12 protein-coding genes are annotated in these 16,518 nt (G+C 74.0%); 6 read left to right on the plus strand and 6 right to left on the minus strand.

Features of this window, described 5'->3' with window-relative positions:
- Positions 1 to 32 precede the first annotated feature (32 nt).
- The 4 genes from A949_RS0124590 to A949_RS0124610 all read right to left on the minus strand — a co-directional run bounded on the left by A949_RS0124590 (position 33) and on the right by A949_RS0124610 (position 6,200).
- Complete coding sequence (locus A949_RS0124590; RefSeq protein WP_037707529.1) at positions 33 to 1,112, minus strand: sensor histidine kinase; 1,080 nt, start codon at positions 1,110 to 1,112, stop codon at positions 33 to 35.
- 82 nt (positions 1,113 to 1,194) lie between these two features.
- On the minus strand, positions 1,195 to 4,389 hold the full coding sequence (locus A949_RS0124595; protein ID WP_078565517.1) for an alpha-N-acetylglucosaminidase: 3,195 nt from the start codon (positions 4,387 to 4,389) through the stop codon (positions 1,195 to 1,197).
- A 76-nt stretch (positions 4,390 to 4,465) separates the two neighbouring features.
- Positions 4,466 to 5,113, minus strand: coding sequence for a response regulator transcription factor (locus tag A949_RS0124605; protein WP_026004998.1), 648 nt, complete (start codon positions 5,111 to 5,113; stop codon positions 4,466 to 4,468).
- Positions 5,114 to 5,267: 154 nt separating this feature from the next.
- Positions 5,268 to 6,200, minus strand: a complete 933-nt coding sequence (locus tag A949_RS0124610; protein ID WP_019358706.1) for a S1 family peptidase — start codon at positions 6,198 to 6,200, stop codon at positions 5,268 to 5,270.
- Positions 6,201 to 6,597: 397 nt separating this feature from the next.
- Here A949_RS0124610 and A949_RS0124615 point away from each other — a divergent pair, with 397 nt between their 5' ends.
- The 3 genes from A949_RS0124615 (at position 6,598) to A949_RS34410 (ending at position 9,335) form a co-directional block, all read left to right on the plus strand.
- Entirely contained in the window at positions 6,598 to 7,395 is a 798-nt protein-coding gene (locus A949_RS0124615) for a putative protein N(5)-glutamine methyltransferase (protein ID WP_019358707.1), read from the plus strand.
- Between the two features lie 61 nt (positions 7,396 to 7,456).
- A complete protein-coding gene (locus A949_RS34405; protein WP_019358708.1) occupies positions 7,457 to 7,894 on the plus strand; it encodes a MerR family transcriptional regulator in 438 nt (145 codons plus the stop codon).
- A 199-nt stretch (positions 7,895 to 8,093) separates the two neighbouring features.
- The gene (locus tag A949_RS34410; RefSeq protein WP_019358709.1) at positions 8,094 to 9,335 is read left to right on the plus strand and encodes an MFS transporter; all 1,242 of its coding nucleotides are present in this window, start codon (positions 8,094 to 8,096) and stop codon (positions 9,333 to 9,335) included.
- Here the strand turns inward: A949_RS34410 and A949_RS0124630 are convergent.
- Entirely contained in the window at positions 9,289 to 10,227 is a 939-nt protein-coding gene (locus A949_RS0124630) for a Gfo/Idh/MocA family protein (protein WP_019358710.1), read from the minus strand. The two genes, A949_RS34410 and A949_RS0124630, sit on opposite strands and share 47 nt — an antisense overlap.
- A gap of 283 nt (positions 10,228 to 10,510) precedes the next feature.
- Between A949_RS0124630 and A949_RS0124635 the strand changes: the two genes are divergently transcribed.
- Genes A949_RS0124635 through A949_RS0124645 form a run of 3 tightly spaced genes read left to right on the plus strand, consistent with a single transcriptional unit; the run spans position 10,511 to position 15,103 of the window.
- Complete coding sequence (locus A949_RS0124635) at positions 10,511 to 11,977, plus strand: aldehyde dehydrogenase family protein (RefSeq protein ID WP_019358711.1); 1,467 nt, start codon at positions 10,511 to 10,513, stop codon at positions 11,975 to 11,977.
- 37 nt (positions 11,978 to 12,014) lie between these two features.
- The gene (locus A949_RS0124640) at positions 12,015 to 13,598 is read left to right on the plus strand and encodes a GMC family oxidoreductase (protein WP_019358712.1); all 1,584 of its coding nucleotides are present in this window, start codon (positions 12,015 to 12,017) and stop codon (positions 13,596 to 13,598) included.
- Positions 13,598 to 15,103, plus strand: coding sequence for an APC family permease (locus tag A949_RS0124645; RefSeq protein WP_019358713.1), 1,506 nt, complete (start codon positions 13,598 to 13,600; stop codon positions 15,101 to 15,103). Before A949_RS0124640 ends, A949_RS0124645 begins: the two co-directional genes overlap by 1 nt.
- 59 nt (positions 15,104 to 15,162) lie before the next feature.
- On the opposite strand, the gene A949_RS34415 is transcribed toward A949_RS0124645, so the two are convergent.
- The coding region (locus A949_RS34415; RefSeq protein WP_019358714.1) for an MMPL family transporter at positions 15,163 to 16,518 on the minus strand (1,356 nt) is incomplete at its 5' end.

Below are 16,518 nucleotides of genomic sequence, written 5' to 3' on the forward strand. Positions count from 1 at the left end.
CACAGAACGAGGTGTCCGGGCCGGGGGTCACCTCACTCGGCCGCGTGGCCGGCCGGCACCTCCAGGGTGATCATCGTGGGTCCGCCGGGTGGGCTGCTCAGCGCCAGCACGCCGTCGAACTGGGCGAGCCGGCGCTGGACGCCCTGCAGACCGGAACCGGAGCTGAGCGAGGCGCCGCCCCGGCCGTCGTCGGTCACCGTCACCCGGATCGCCGAGCCGTCCGGAGCGCCGACGTACAGCACGTCCAGCCACACCTTCCCGGCCCGGGCGTGTTTGGCGGCGTTGGTGAGCAGCTCGCTGACGGCGAAGTAGACCGCCGACTCCAGGGGTTCCTCGAACCGGCCCGGCAGTTCGATGTCCTCCTCGACCGGCACCGGCATCCGCAGCGCCAGCGCCCGCAGCGCGTCGGGCAGCCCGCGCTCGGCGAGCACCGGCGGGTGGATGCCGCGTACCAGGTCGCGCAGTTCGGTCAGCGCCTCGGCGGAGTTCTCCCGCGCCTGCGCGATCAGTTGCTTGGCGCGGGCCGGATCCCGTTCGACCAGCGCCTCGATGGTGCCCAGGCTCATGCCCATGGCGACCAGCCGGGCCTGTGCGCCGTCGTGCAGGTCCCGCTCGATGCGGCGCAGTTCGGCCGCCGAGGTGTCCACCGCGTCGTGCCGCGTCTCGTACAGCTCCGCCACCCGCCGGGACAGCAGCATCTCCCGGGTGGGCTCCAGCATCCCCTTGGTGAGCTGGAGGTTGAGCGGCAGCAGCGGCGGCAGCAGCGCGGTGACGAAACCGGCCGTCATGTCGGCGGGCAGCCACGCCATGTCGCGCCAGGTGGCCGGGTCCTTGAGCAGCAGGGTGCACTGCTCGACCTGCCCGACGACACCGCGGCGCAGGTCCCGCGGCCAGGGCCGGTACGGTTCGGGCACCTCCGGCCCGGCCCAGGCGTGCACCAGCCGCCGCCGCTGGTTGGCGTACCAGCGGACGGCCCGCTGGGTGGGCGGCGTGGTCACGACGCCCACCCCGATCGGCACCAGCACGATCGAGACCAGGGAGAGGGTGAACAGCAGGATGGACAGCGGGAGGGTGACGACCGCGAGCGCGGGCCCCCTCACGAGCGCCAGCATCAGCTCGTGCGACTGCACCGCGGCCCGCGGCCTGTCCTCCGTCACGTCTCCGCGTCCTCCATCCGTTCTCCGCCCGTCCGTGCTACCCGGTCCGCCAGTCCGCGAACTCCACCAGCGCGCGGTCACCGCTGCCGCCGTTGGTCGCGGACATGAACAGCCCGGCGTCCTGTCTGCCGGACGCGCCGGGGACCTCGACGGTTGAGACGGTACGCCACTTCTTCCCGCCGTCGGTCGAGAGCTCTCCCTTGTAGGCGGAGCCGGACCGGGAGAGCCGCAGCAGCACCGGGGCCCTGACGCCGGAGACGGCCCGGTAGCTGTCCAGGGTGCCGTCGCCGTCGCTGTCGTGGGACAGCACGACCCCGTGGGCCGGGGTCACCGCCAGGTTCACGAAGCCCGCCGCGTCCGGCTCGGCGAGGCTGTTGCGGACCACGATGCCCGCACGCGCCCAGGGGCCGCTGTCCTCCTGGGAGACGACCTTCAGCGTGACGGTGCCGCCGTCGCGCAGCGCCTGCGGGCGGTAGACGGTGCCGAACTCGGCGGTGGACCGCCACAGGTCGGCCCCGGCGCCGTCGACCGCCCAGCGCCCGTCCAGGTGCCCGAAGACGGCGTCGTTGGTCGTGGCCGTCCGCACCCCGCCGGGGAGCGGCCCCGCGCGGTAGATCCGGCCGGCCCGGCCGAGGGTGACCCGCTCCTGGCCGGCGGGGCCGTTCTCCGCCTCGACCGTGTACTCCAGCGGTTCCAGCGGCGCGGTCTGCCGTCCGGCGGGCGCGGTGAAGCGCCAGCGCACGGTGGCCGTCCCGCCGGGGCTGACCGCCCGGTGCGAGGTCGGGTCCTGCGCCCGGGCGCCGTCCAGCCCGCGCAGTCCGAGGTCGACGGCGCCGGTGGGGCTCAGCCCGTTCTCGTTCCGGAAGACGGCACGCACGGTGCTCACCTCACCCGGCGCCACCGCGCGCGGCTCGGCGGCGACCTTCAGCGAGCCCTGGTAGGGGGCCTTGGCCAGCACGTCGCGGACCCGGACGGCGGTGGCGTGCGGATCGGTGAGCGGCCTGGTGGGGTACTCGTCGGTCTTCCGGGTCCAGGGCTCCTCGCGGGCGTACCAGTCGAACTTCTTCGGCGCGCGCCCCTGGTCGAGTGCGTCCTGCAGGTCGTCGAGGAACGCCCGCCACTGCGGGAGGTGGAAGTCCCGGATCAGGCCCTGCCAGTCGCGGTTGGCGTAGTTGGCCAGGTGGCCGCCGTCCGCCGTCGGGCGGTCCGCCCAGGTGGTGACCAGCACCCGGGCCGTGCGCTCCAGGTCGGCCCGCTCCTGCGCGGAGGCGGCGGAGCCGCGGGCCGCCGCCAGCCAGGGGCCCAGCAGGAACGCCCGGTGGCCGCCGGACATGTCGTCGGCCAGCTCCATCAGCTTCAGCCACAGCGCCGCCAGCTTCTTGAAGGTGGCCGCGTCCTTGCGCTTGTAGGCGTCCTGGAGCTGCCCGATCAGCGACCAGGACCGGTTGGCCAGCGCCTGTCGGCCGATGTCGGTGAGGTCGTAGCGGTAGGCGTCGCTGTCCCGCAGCGCCTTGTCGACGCCCAGCAGCGCGTCGAACGCGGCGTCGAAGGCGGGCAGGTCGAAGGCGGGGGTGTGGGTGGCGTAGTAGGCGCCGGAGCGGGCCGAGAGGCTGGGGCGGGCGGCGAAGATGCTGTCGTGCGGCCGCCCGTCCTTGCTGCTGATCCGGTACGCCGTCTCGCGCAGCGCCGTCATGGCCTCCTCGGCCTTGCCGTCGGTGCCGCCGTACCGGATTCTCGCCCAGTCGTCGAACCAGCCGCCCCGGTCCACGGCCTCCTGCCGCCAGGCCAGCTCGCCGAACAGCTCCAGCGCCGCCGGGTCGCGGTGGGTGGCCTCGGGCATGTAGCAGGTGCCGGCCAGCTTGCTGCCCGACTTGTCGCGCCACGCGGTGAAGCGCTCGGTCCACATGTGGGTCTTGGCGCCCATGGTGGTGCGCCCGCCGAAGTTGGGGATGGTGCCGAACGCGTACGGCACCCCGCCCCAGTCCTTCTCCCGGTCGGTGACCCGGTCCAGGTCGGAGAGGCCGTCGACGATCAGCATGCTGTCCTTGGCGGCGAGCCCGTCGAGCAGGTCGCGGCGCGGGTTCTCCTGCCAGCCCAGAATCACCCAGGTGGCGCCCGGCCGTGCGGTGTGCAGCGCCTTCTCCACGGCCCGCGCCGCCTGCGGCACCGGTACGTCGCCGGGGTCGCCGCCCTCGTGCAGCAGGTCCATCTTGAAGTGGTCGACGTCGCCGAACAGTTCCTTCTGGTGGCGGTAGAAGGCGGCCGCCACCTTGCGGAAGACCGCCGTGCGCGGGTCCAGCCACGGCGGCCGGTCCAGCCCGGCCCACTTGCCCTGCGGAACGGTGCGGCCGCCCTTGTTGCGCTGGGCGAAGTCGGCGGGCACGGTGCCGAAGTAGCCGGGCAGCACGGGCTTCATGCCCAGCTCGCGCATCCGGTCCACGATGCGCTTGCCCAGTGCGGTGCGCCGCTCCAGCAGCTCGGTGCTGATCGGGCCGCCGTACTCGGCCATGTTCTGCAGCAGCCACCACGGCTGGTGGGTGGGGGCCGGGATCCAGGAGCGCGCCTCGCGGTCGCTGTAGCCGAAGTCCTGGAGCATCCGGTGGTAGACGGCCTCCTGGCCCGCGGTGACCAGGACCTCGTTGAAGCCGTGCAGCGCCAGGATGTCCAGGAACCGCTCCCAGTGCGCCCAGTCGGCGTAGGGCGCTGTATACCCGTCGTGGGTGTCGTTGAGCGCGAAGCGGTTGGGCACCGTGGCGCGCCGGGCGTGCTGCGCGCGGGGCGCGGGCAGGGTTTCGGGGAGGTCGAGCCGGCTGCCCGCCCAGGAGAGGTGCGCGTCGCAGCTGTACTTGAGGTACCAGTGCACCCCGGTCAGCAGGGCCACCGGCCCGGTGCCGGCCACTCGGATCCGGCCCGCGCCGCCGGTGACCTTGAAGCGCTCCGGGCCGCCGATCCGCTGGAGCGTGATCTGGTCGGCGTGCCGGGGGAGCAGCCGCCGCAGTGCCGCCTGCGCGGCGTCGGTGGGGGACGCCTCGCGTGGTGTGCCGGTCCGGTCCGCTGCCATGGCGGGGACATACCCGCTGCCCAGCGCGAGACCCGCGCCGAGCGCTCCGGTGGTGCCCAGGACGGCGCGTCTGCCGGGAGCGGAGCGGGCCGGGGGCACGGAGTGCGTACCGGTATGACCGGACTGATGGTTATTGTCGTATCTTTCACGCTCATTGATCGGCTCGTGCATGGGGGGCGCCTCCAGTGGCGGATGTCCTGCCGTATGTGACCAAAGACACGTACGGGGAGGCACGGTAACGAAGCGGTCAGCCCCGGTCGAGGTAGGCGAGCACGGCGAGTACCCGCCGGTTGTCGTCGTCCGAGGGCGGCAGCCCCAGCTTTCCGAAGATGTTGGAGGTGTGTTTCGCGACCGCCCGCTCGGTGACGAAGAGCTGCGCCGCGATGGCCGCGTTCGACCTGCCCTGCGCCATCAGCTCCATCACCTCCTTCTCCCGCGCCGTCAGGTTCCCCAGCGGCGCGTCCTGCGCGCGCCGCGACAGCAGTTGCTGGATGACCTGCGGATCCATCGCGGTACCGCCCTCGGAGACCCGGCGGACGGCGTCCACGAACTGGTCCGCGTCGAACACCCGGTCCTTGAGCAGATAGCCCACCCCGCCGTTGCCGTCCGCCAGCAGCTCGCGCGCGTACAGCTGCTCGACGTGCTGCGAGAGCACCAGCACCGGGAGCCCCGGCCGCCTGCGACGGGCCTCCAGCGCGCACTGCAGCCCCTCGTCGCTGAAGGAGGGCGGCAGCCGGACGTCCACCACCGCGACGTCCGGCTCCTGCTCCCGCAGCGCCCGGCTCAGCTCCGGCCCGTTGTCCACCGCCGCGGCGATCTCGAAGTCGAACGCCTCCAGCATCCGTACGAGCCCGTCCCGGAGCAGGAACAGGTCTTCGGCGATCACGACACGCACGGAGAACTCCAAATACACGACGGGTTGGGCCGGATGGCCGCAGGGCGCTCCGAATCTACCGGGCCGCCCCGCCCCGCGGGCCATCGCGACCTCGTGGGCGGTGCCGGCGGTCGGGGGACGCCGGGCCCCTCCGCGCCGGACGCGACGCCGCGGATCAGCCCACGCCGCCCACGCCGCCCACGACGTGCCGTATCCACTCGCGGTGCTCGGCGACGCTCGGGTAGATGTCGGGCGTCGTCCCGCAGTCACCCACGGCCCGGCTGGTGACACCGGCCAGCTGCCAGCGGCCGTGCGCCCGCGTCAGCGCCGCCGCGCCCGAGTCGCCCCCGCAGGTGCCGGCGTCGCCGTCCGGGTTGCCCGTGCAGAAGTCCCCCTCCCGGATGCCCCAGGCGTCCCCGTCCGCCGCTCCGGAGACGCACTCCGGAGTGTCGGGGGCGAGTACCGGCAGATCGACCTCGCGGTGCTCGACGGGCAGTTGCGAGGGGTCGTTGCCGGTCGCCTTCGTGTAGCCCCAGCCGGTCGCCTTGACGGTGTCCCCGGCAGCGGGGGTGCGGGCCGCCAGCGGGGCCGGCTTCTTCGAGACCGGGGAGGAGAGCTCGACGAGCGCCAGGTCGTGGGCGCTCCCCTCGTCCTCGTACGCTCTGTAGCCCGGGTGCACGACGAATGCCGCCACCCCGGCCACCTCGCCGCCCTCGGTGCGGTCCAGGGAGCCGACCCGCACGTGGTACGCCTCCGGGTCGTTCACCCCGCCCGGGGTGGTGACGCAGTGCGCCGCCGTCAGCACCCAATCGGCCGCGACCAGCGCCCCGCCGCAGTAGTGGCCGTCGGGGTCGTCGCCCCGCTGCTTCTGCAGGGAGACGACGAAGGAGTACTCCTCGGTCGACTCCCCGCCGCCGATGATCGTCGCGCCGGAACCGGAGCCGGCGCCACCGCTCGCCTCCTGGGCCGCGTGCGCGGTCGTACCGGCCGCCGCCAGGCCCAGTCCGAGCACGGAGGCGCACAGCGCGCGGGCCGCCCTGCCGGTGCCGGGGAGGGTGCGCCGGTCCGGACGGCTTCCCGGCGCGCACCTGCTGATTGTTGTGAGCATGTCCTCTTCTCCCGTTCGTCTCGGCACCGGACCACCGGCCGGCGCCCGTCGCCCGCCGGTGGAGAAGCCCATCCCATCCGCTCAACTCCCTCCTGTCCACGGGGCGTTGGTGCGGCCGGCGGAGGTCCGCCCGGACCGGTGCGTGCACTCCCGGGCCGGCACCCCGCCCGGCCGACCCGCCACGGCCCCACCGGTGCGGCCCCACGGATGCACCCACCCGCCCCTCGGGATACAGTGCGGCGGACCGGCAACGGATGTTCGACGCGGTGACAGAGGGAGGTGAGAGGCATTTCCGCTCCGGCAGACCACGCGCTCTCGCCTCACGGCGGACGGCCCCGCACCAGCTAGCGGAGACCGCCGCGGGCGACGGGAGCGCTCCAGCACTGGAAGGGCTTCCATGCACCACACCACCCCGCAGACCGAACTCACCCGCCGGCTGCGCGCCGCCGGCTGCGTCTTCGCCGAGGACGAGGCACGACTGCTGTCCGAGACCGCGCGCGACGCGGCCGAACTGACCCGGATGACCGCCCGCCGGATCGCCGGGCACCCCCTCGAACACGTACTGGGCTGGGCCGAGTTCGCGGGTCTGCGGATCACCGTCGACCCGGGCGTCTTCGTCCCCCGCCGCCGCACCGAGTTCCTGGTGCGGCGCGCCGCCGCCGGCGCACCCGGCACGGGCGACCCCGTCCTGGTGGACCTGTGCTGCGGCACGGGCGCCGTCGGTGCGGCACTGCTCGCCGCCCTCGGCGGACGCGGCGAACTGCACGCCGCCGACCTCGACCCCGCCGCCGTGCGGTGCGCCCGGCGCAATCTCCCGGTGCCCGATGACCACGTCCACCGGGGCGACCTGTTCGCCGCGCTGCCCGACCGGCTCCGGGGCCGGATCGACGTGCTGACCGCCAACGTGCCCTACGTCCCCACCGCCGACATACCCTTCCTGCCGCCCGAGGCCCGCGACCACGAACCGCGGCCCGCACTGGACGGCGGACCCGACGGCCTGGCCCTGCTGCGGCGGGTCGCCGCGGCCGCGCCCGACTGGCTCGCCCCGGGCGGCACCCTGCTCACCGAGACCAGCTCCCGGCAGGCCGCCGCGGCCGCCCGCATCCTGGCCGACGCCGGGCTGGAGGCCGCCGTCACCACCGACCCCGAACTGTCCGCCACCGTCCTGACGGCCCGCCGCCCCCGTTCCCGGTGACCCGGCGCAGGGCGCGGCGCCGGGCGGGAAGCCCCCGGCCGGCCGCCGCGTTGCACCGGGCATGGCGACTTCCATGCTGATCGGGGAACTGGCCGAGCGGACGGGCGTGAGCAAGCGCTCCCTGCGCTACTACGAGCAGCAGGGACTGCTCGCCTCCCGGCGGTCGGCCAAGGGCTGGCGTACCTACGAGGACAGCGCGGTCAACCGGGTGCGCAACGTGCGGGAACTGCTCGCCGCCGGCCTCGGCACCGAGGACATCCGCCAGGTCGTGCCCTGCCTGGACATGAAGACCGAGGCGTTCCTCACCTGCCGGGCCAGCCCCGCGGAGACGCTGGAGATGTACCAGCGGCGGCTGGCCGCGCTGGAGGAGAAGGCGGCCGAACTCGACCGGTACCGGGCCCGGCTGGTGCACCGGATCGCCCAGCTCCGTGCCGACGAGCCCGGTGCCGCGCCCGCCGAACTCCTCCGCCGTCGCGGCGCCCGGGAGCCCGACGCCTGACCACCGGCCGTCCGTGCGCCGGATCCCGGTCCCCGCCCGGACGGGTGCCCCGCCCGGTGCGCCCGGATCCACGTCCCGGGCCGGTTCGTCCTCGGGCCGGTCCGTCCTCGGGCCGGTTCGTCCCGTTCCCGGGCCGCCGTCCCCGAGCGGCGTCTCCGGCTTGCAGGTGACACCGGTGTCACCACCTACCGTGCGCCGCATGAGTACCCCGACCGCGGCCGTCGGCCGGCTGCCGAACTGGCTGCACATCCTCTTCCTCACCCTGGTGGCCACCGCCACCGACGAGTTCATCATCGCCGGACTGCTTCCCCGGATCGCCGACGACCTGGACGTCGGCGTCCCGGCGGCCGGTCAGCTGGTGACCGTCTTCGCCGTCGTCTACGCGCTCGGCGCCCCCACACTGGCCGTGCTGTGCGAGCGATTCGCGCGCCGTACGGTGACGGCGACCGGACTCGCCCTCTTCGTCGCCGCCAACATCGCGGCGGCGCTCGCGCCGGGCTACTGGTGGCTGCTGGCGGCCCGGGTGGCCGCGGCGCTGTGCGCCGCCGTCGTCACCGCCGCCGCGTTCGCCACCGCGGCCGCCGGGGCGCCCCCGGGCGCGCAGGGCCGCTACCTCGGCTATGTCACCGCCGGTATGACGACGGCGCTGTTCACCGGCGTCCCCGTCGGCGCCTGGCTCGGCGGCGCGTTCGGCTGGCGGGCCACCTTCTGGCTGATCGCCGCCGTGGGCGCCGTCGCCGCCCTCGGCGTACTGGCCACCGCACCGGCCGTGCCGGGCACGGCACCCGTCCCGCTGCGCCGCCGGCTCGCGCCGCTGCGACAGGCGGCCGTACTACGGGTGGTCGCCGTGACGTTCCTCGCCGCGAGCGGCGGACTGATGTTCTACACCTATCTGGGCAGCTACACGGCCGAGGTGGCCGCCGGCTCCTACGGGCTGCTGTCCCTCCTGCTGCTGCTCGTCGGTGCGGCGGGGCTCGCCGGAGCGCTGCTCGCGGGCCGCGCCGCGGACGCCTGGGGGCCGCGCCGCGGGCTGCTCCTGGTGCTCGGCGGGCACGCGCTGACCCTCGGCGCCGCGGCGGTGGCGGCCTTCGCGGGCGGGACCGGCCCGGCCGTGCTCGCCCTGGTGGTGGGCTGCTGGGCGGTCTTCGCCTGGGGCCTCAACCCGCCCGTGCAGGGCAGCGTCCTGGCCGCTGCCGGGCCGGAGGCGGGGATGACGGCGCTGGCGTTGAACATCTCCGGCCTCTATCTGGGCACGGGAGTGGCCGGGGCCCTCGGCGGAGCGGTGATCGGTGCGGCCGGGGTCCGCTGGATACCGGTGGCGGCAGCGGCCCTGCTGCTGTGCGCGTTCTCCCTCGCACTGCTGCCGGACCGGACGGGCCGGCAGCCGACGGGGCTCACCGGTTCGGCAACTGCTGCTGAGCCGAGTCCAACAGTGCGGTGACCGTCTCGGCGAAGCGCGCCCCGCACAGGTGCGCCTCGCCGGTGCGGACCTCCCGCAGCAGGGCGTCCACGGCGCGGCCGAAGGCGGCGGCCGGGTCCTCCTCCCGCACGGGCAACTCCGCCACGCCCGCGGCGCCCCGCACCTCGGCCGCGACGCCGGCGGCGGCGGGCGGCACGGAGTGGCTCAGCGTGCAGGTGCTGGAGGCCCCGGAGTCGTGCCGCAGGGCGAGGTGCACGGTGTCGCCGAAACCGCCGGGCGCCGCCGTCACCTCGGCGACCGGCCCCAGCAGCGGCAGCAGCACGGACAGGGCGTGCGGCCCCACGTCCCACAGCGCGCCCTTCTCGCGCCGCCAAGGGGAGGCGGTGTACGGCGAGTCGGCGCCGCCGAAGACGGGGGAGAGCCAGTCGGCACGCCCGACCAGCCAGCCGTTCTCCGCCGGTGACCGCGCCCCGGCGCCCGGGGCCCGCGCCGGTACGGCGGCCCCGCGCGCCGCCTGCTCGCGCAGCCAGCCGGCGGTCGGTTCGCTGAAGTGCAGCGTGAAGAAGACGACGCACCCCACCCCGGCCCGCTCCACCGCCTCGGCGACGCCGCGCGCCCCCTCGGGCGCGGTGGCGACGGGCTTGTCCAGCAGCAGATGGCATCCCGCCTCGGCCGCGCGGCGCGCCAGTGGTGCCTGCACGTCCGGTGGCAGGGCCACCGCCACCGCGTCGCACGCCCCGAACAGCGCGTCCACGTCCTCGAACGGCCGGGTCGCGAGGCGCTCCGCCAGGGCCCGGGCCGGCTCGGTGCGGCGCCCCCAGACGCCCACCAGTTCCACTTCCTCGTGTGCGGCGAGCGCGGGTCCGTGCGTGCGTTCCGCCCAGGGGCCGGTGCCCAGCAATCCGAACTTCATACCGAGCAGCGTACGGGGGTGTGCCCGCGGCGTCCCGGGCCCGGCGTCCCGCGTCCCCGGAACGGTGCGGAGACGGCCGGGGACCGCCGCACCCGGAGGGCACCGCACACCGCGCCCCGGATTCCGCGCCCGGATTCCGCGCAGGCGGCTCGCGAGCGGCGGGGATTGCCCCATCGGTGCCGATTATCGCCGCGGAGGCGCCGCCGCCCGGTGCGTCCCGTAGCCAGCGGTGCCGCGCGGCGCGATCGTGACGCCGGTCGGGTGCGAGCGAGGGAGACGGGCGATGGCGGAGCTGTTCATCGACGGGGAGTGGCGGCAGGCCACCGCGGGCGGGCGCCGGGATGTGATCAATCCGTTCGACGCCTCCGTGCTCGCCACCGTCGACGAGGCCGACGCGACGGATGTCGACCTGGCCGTACGCGCCGCCAAGCGCGCCTTCGAGCGGGCCGACTGGTCCACGGCGCCCACCCGGGTCCGCGCCGACGTACTCTACCGGGTGCACGAACTGCTGCTGCGCGACCAGGAGGAGATCGCCCGCACCGAGACCCTCGACACCGGCAAGACCCTCACCGAGGCCCGGATCGACATCGAGGACGTGGCGGGCGCCTTCCGCTACTTCGCGGAACTGGCCGGCAAGGACGGCGGCCGGGTGGTCGACGCCGGGCCCGACGTGCTCAGCCGCGTCGTGCACCAGCCGGTCGGCGTCTGCGCCCTGATCGCGCCGTGGAACTATCCGCTGCTGCAGGCGTCCTGGAAGGTCGCCCCCGCGCTGGCCGCGGGCAACACCTTCGTGCTCAAGCCCAGTGAGACGACACCGCTGTCCACCCTCGCCATGATCCGGCTGATCGCGGAGGCCGGGGCGCCGCCCGGGGTCGCCAACCTGGTGCTGGGCTCCGGTGCGACGGTCGGCGCCGCCATGACCACCCACGCCGAGGTGGACCTGGTCTCCTTCACCGGCGGGCTGGCGACCGGGCGGAAGATCATGGAGAGCGTCGCACCCGGGGTGAAGAACCTCGCGCTGGAACTCGGCGGCAAGAACCCCAACGTGGTCTTCGGCGACGCGGACTTCGCCGCCGCCGTCGACTACGCGTTGGACGCCGCCTTCCTGCACTCCGGGCAGGTCTGCTCCGCCGGGTCGCGGCTGCTGGTGCAGGAGGACATCCACGACGAGTTCGTGGCGGCCCTGGGCGCGCGGGCGAGCGCCATCCGGCTGGGCAGCGGCCTGGAGCCGATGACCGAGGCGGGACCGCTCAGTTCGGCCGAGCACCGCGCGAAGGTGGAGCGCTATCTGGAGATCGCCCGCGAGGAGGGCGCCCGGCTGGTCACCGGCGGGCGGCGGCCCGACGACCCCGAACTGGCCGACGGCTACTTCCTGCTGCCGACCGTCTACGCCGACTGCGACCGCTCGATGCGCATCGTCCAGGAGGAGGTGTTCGGCCCGGTCGTCACCGTCGAACGGTTCCGCACCGAGGACGAGGCGGTCGAACTGGCCAACGACACCCGCTACGGGCTGGCCGGCGGGGTGTGGACGAGCGACGCGAGCCGCGCCCAGCGGGTGGCCAACCGGCTGCGGCACGGCACGGTCTGGATCAACGACTTCCATCCCTATGTGCCGCAGGCCGAGTGGGGCGGCTTCGGCCGCTCGGGCATCGGCCGCGAACTGGGCCCGACCGGGCTGCGCGAGTACCAGGAGGCCAAGCACATCTACCAGAACCTCTCACCGGCCCCCTCCGGCTGGTTCAAGGGCTGACGAAGCTGCGGAACACGACGGGGAGAAGAGGACCGGCATGAACGCGACGGACCAGAACGGCCAGGACACGGGCGAGCACGCCTACGACTACGTCATCGTCGGCGGCGGCACCGCGGGCTCCGTGCTGGCGGCCCGGCTGAGCGAGGACCCGGACTGCCGGGTGTGCGTCATCGAGGGCGGCCCCAGCGACGTCGGCGACGAGCGGGTGCTGCGGCTGCGCAACTGGATCAACCTGCTGGAGTCGGAGTACGACTACGGCTACACCACCACCGAACAGCCGCGCGGGAACTCGCACATCGTGCACTCCCGCGCCAGGGTGCTGGGCGGCTGCTCCTCGCACAACACGCTGATCAGCTTTCTGCCCTTCCCCCAGGACCTGGACGAGTGGGTGGGGATGGGCTGCGCGGGCTGGGACCCGATGACCGTGCTGCCCTACCGCAGACGGCTGCGGAACACCATCGTCCCCGTCGGCGAGGAGGACCGTAATCCGATCGCGCGGGACTTCGTGACCGCCGCCGCCGAGGCGCTGCACGTGCCCGTCGTCGAGGACTTCAACCGCCGCCCCTTCGCGGACGGCGCCGGATTCTTCTCGCTCGCCTACGACCCGGCCACCAACACCCGCTCCTCCGCGTCCGTCGCCTACCTCCACCCGGTCATGGACAAGCGGCCCAACCTCACGCTGAAGCTGCGGACCTGGGCCTACCGGCTGGAGCCCGACGAGGCCGGGCGGCTCACCCGGGTGCGGGTGCGGTACGCCGACGGCACCACCGGCACGGTCCGCGCCGAGCGGGAGCTGCTGCTGTGCGCCGGAGCCGTGGACACCCCGCGGCTGCTGCTGCTCTCCGGGATCGGCCCGGCCGACGAACTGGCGGCGCTCGGCATCGAGGTGCGTGCCGACCTGCCGGGGGTGGGCGAGAACCTGCTCGACCACCCCGAATCGGTGATCGTCTGGGAGACCCACGAACCGCTGCCGCCGAACTCGGCGATGGACTCCGACGCCGGGCTGTTCGTCCGCCGCGACACGGCCCAGCCCCGCCCCGACCTGATGTGGCACTTCTACCAGGTGCCCTTCACCGTCAACACCGAACGCCTCGGCTACCCCACGCCTCCGCACGGCGTGTGCATGACGCCGAACGTGCCCCGTGCCCGCTCGGTGGGCAGGCTCTGGCTGCGCAGCGCCGACCCGGCGGCCCACCCCGCCCTGGACTTCCGCTACTTCACCGACCCCGAGGGCTACGACGAGCGGACCATCGTCGACGGGCTGCGGCTGGCCCGCGAAGTGGCGAACACCGCGCCGCTGCGCGGCTGGCTCAAGCGCGAGATCGCGCCCGGACCCGGCGTGGCCTCGGACGCGGAGCTGTCGGAGTACGGGCGGCGGGTCGCCCACACCGTCTACCACCCGGCCGGTACCTGCCGGATGGGCGCGGCCGACGACCCCACGGCCGTCGTCGACCCGCTGCTGCGGCTGCGCGGCCAGGAAGGGGTACGCGTGGTCGACGCCTCGGTCTTCCCCAGCATGCCCAGCATCAACCCCATGGTGACGGTGCTGCTGGTCGCCGAACGCGCCGCCGACCTGATCACCGGGCGGCCCGGCCCACAGCCCGAGGGGGGCGAGCGCTGATGGGCGGAGCACCGCAGCCCGAGGCCGCCGCGGCGGGCGGGAACGGCGGGAACGGCGGGAACGGCGGGAACGGAGCCCCCGGGTCGGAGTTCCGCAAGGAGATGGGCCCCTGGGCGAACTTCGCCCTCGGCTTCACCTACCTCTCGCCCGTGGTGAGCACCTACACCCTCTTCGGCTCGGCCCTCGCCGAGGGCGGGCCGCCGATGATCTGGGCGTTCCTGCTGGCCGGCTGCGGACAGTTCCTGGTGTCGCTGGTCTTCGGCGAGATCGTCGCCCAGTTCCCCATCGCGGGCGGCGTCTACCCGTGGGCGCGGCGGCTGTGGGGGATGCGCTGGGCGTGGATGACCGGCTGGGTCTACATGTGGGCGCTGCTGGTGACGATCACCAGCGTGGCCTACGGCGCCGGCCCCTACATCGCCATCCTGTTCGGCTTCGGCGCCAGCGTGCACAACACGGTGCTCTGCACCGTCATCCTCATCGTCGTCGCCGCACTCATCAACTACGCGGGCACCAAGGCGCTGTCGCTGGCGGCGCTGATCGGCTTCAGCGCCGAGTTGATCGGCGCGCTCATCGTCGGCGTCTACCTGCTGGTCACCCACCGCGAGCACGGCCTCGGCGTCATCTTCGACACCTACGGCACCCAGGGCGACGGCTCCTACGCGCCGGTCTTCCTGGCCGCCGCCATCATCGGCTTCTACCAGTACTACGGGTTCGAGGCGTGCGGCGACACCGCCGAGGAGGTCGCCCACCCGGGCCTGGTCATCCCCAAGGCGATGCGCCGCACCATCTATGTCGGCGGCGCCGCGGCCACCTTCACCTGCGGCTCGCTGCTGCTGTCCGTCACCGACTACGGTGCGGTGATCTCCGGTGAGGACTCCGATCCGGTGGTCAACGTCCTCTTCGACGCCATGGGAGAGGCCGGGGCGCGGCTGGTGATGGCCGTCGTCCTCATCTCCTTCCTCTCCTGCACCATCAGTCTGCAGGCCGCCGCGGGCCGGCTCATCTACTCCTACGCGCGGGACCGGATGGTCGTCGGCCACAGACTGCTGCGGCGCTTCTCGCACAAGCGGGCCGTACCCGAGGTGGCGCTGCTGGTGGCCGCCGTCATCCCCGGACTGATCGCCTTCGGCTCGCTGGTCTCCGAGAACGCCCTCACCAAGATCGTGTCGTTCGCGATCCTCGGCATCTACGGCTCGTTCCAGATGGTCGTCCTCGCCGCGCTGCGGGCCCGGCTCAAGGGCTGGCGCGCCACCGGCGAGTTCACCCTCGGCCGCTGGGGCCTGCTGGTCAACGGCGCCGCGCTGGCCTACGGCATCTTCGCCATCGTCAACATCTGCTGGGCCCGCACCCCCGAGGAGCCCTGGTACTCCAACTACATCGTGCTGCTCAGCGGCGGAGTGGTCGTCGCCGCCGGGCTGGTGTACATGTTCACCACCCACCACTACGGGCGCGGCGACGCCCCGTCGGGCGACGCGGTGCCCCGGCCCCGGCACGCGGCGCGCTGAGCGCGGCGGCGCTCCGCGGAGATCCGCGGAGCGCCGCCGTCCGACCCGGACCGCGCCGGCTACCCGATGCGCTCGGGGGGCCGCTCGCCGGAGCGGCGCCCGGTGTGCCCGCCGGACCCGGCTCCCCAGGCGTCCCGCGGTGCGGCGGCCGTACCGGTCGCCGTTCGGCCGAACCCGTCGTCGACGTCGAACCCGTCGGGCCCGACGGCCCCCTCGCTCCCGCCTTCCCCGTGCGTCAGGTGCGGCAGCCCGCGCAGGGCGCGCGGCAGATACCAGCTGCGCTCGCCCAGCAGCATCAGCACCGCAGGCAGCAGCACCATCCGCACCACGGTCGCGTCCAGCAGCACGGCCACCGAGAGCCCGACACCCATCTGCTTCATGTCCTGCATCGACAGCGTCGCGAAGACCGCGAAGACCGCGACCATGATGAGCGCCGCACCGGTCACCGCCGGGGCCGTGGCCCGGATCCCGTCGCCGATGGCCTCCCGGGTGCTCATGCCCCGGTCCCTGGCCTCGCGGATCCGGGAGACCACGAAGACGTGGTAGTCCATCGACAGACCGAAGAGGACGACCAGCACGAACAGCGGCATCCACGACTCGATCGCGCCCACCGCCTCGGTGCCGAACAGCGAGGCCCCCCAGCCGTGCTGGAAGACCGCCGTCATCACCCCGTAGGCGGCGCCCACCGACAGCAGGTTGAGGACGATCGAGGCCAGCGCGACGGGCACCGAGCGGAAGCAGACCAGCATCAGCAGGAACGTGACGGTGGTGATGAAGACCAGCACCGGCACGATGCCGTCCTTCAACTGGTCCTTGAAGTCCTCCGATCCGGCCAGCTCCCCGGCCGTGTACACCTGCCCGTCGGCGGCGACCGGGCCCAGCGTGTCCGGGACGATCCGCTCGCGCAGCACCTTCAGCGCGGCCAGCGAGGTCGCGTCGGTGCCGTCGCCCGCCAGCGGGACGTCGATGACGGCGACGTCCTGCCCGGTGTGCACCGCCGTCTCCACGCCGCGTCCGAAGTGTCCGCTGTCGCCGCGGACCGTGCGGGTGAACTCCGCCAGCGCCGCGCGGGTCCGCGGTGCGTCCACGTCGTCGGCCTTGAGGACGACCCGGGCCGGGGCCGGGCCGCCGGGGAACCGCTCACCGATCTTCTCCGCGTCGATCCGCAGTCCGGCGTCCTCGGGCATCTGCTTGTTCAGCGGAAGCTGCTCGGTCTTCATCCCCAGCGCCGGAGCCGCCAGCGCCAGCATCGCCACGCCGGCGAGCACCGCGCACACCCCCGGGGCCGCCAGCACCGGGCGCAGCAGCGCACCGGAGATCCGGCCCGCCGGCCTGCGCCGCCCGGCCGCCCGCTCCCGCTTGCGGCCGCCCAGGAAGGGGACCTTGCCCTTCTCGACGCGGTCGCCCAGCCAGGA

This window comes from Streptomyces sp. AA1529 (assembly GCF_000280905.1).
Classification (GTDB): Bacteria; Actinomycetota; Actinomycetes; order Streptomycetales; family Streptomycetaceae; genus Streptomyces.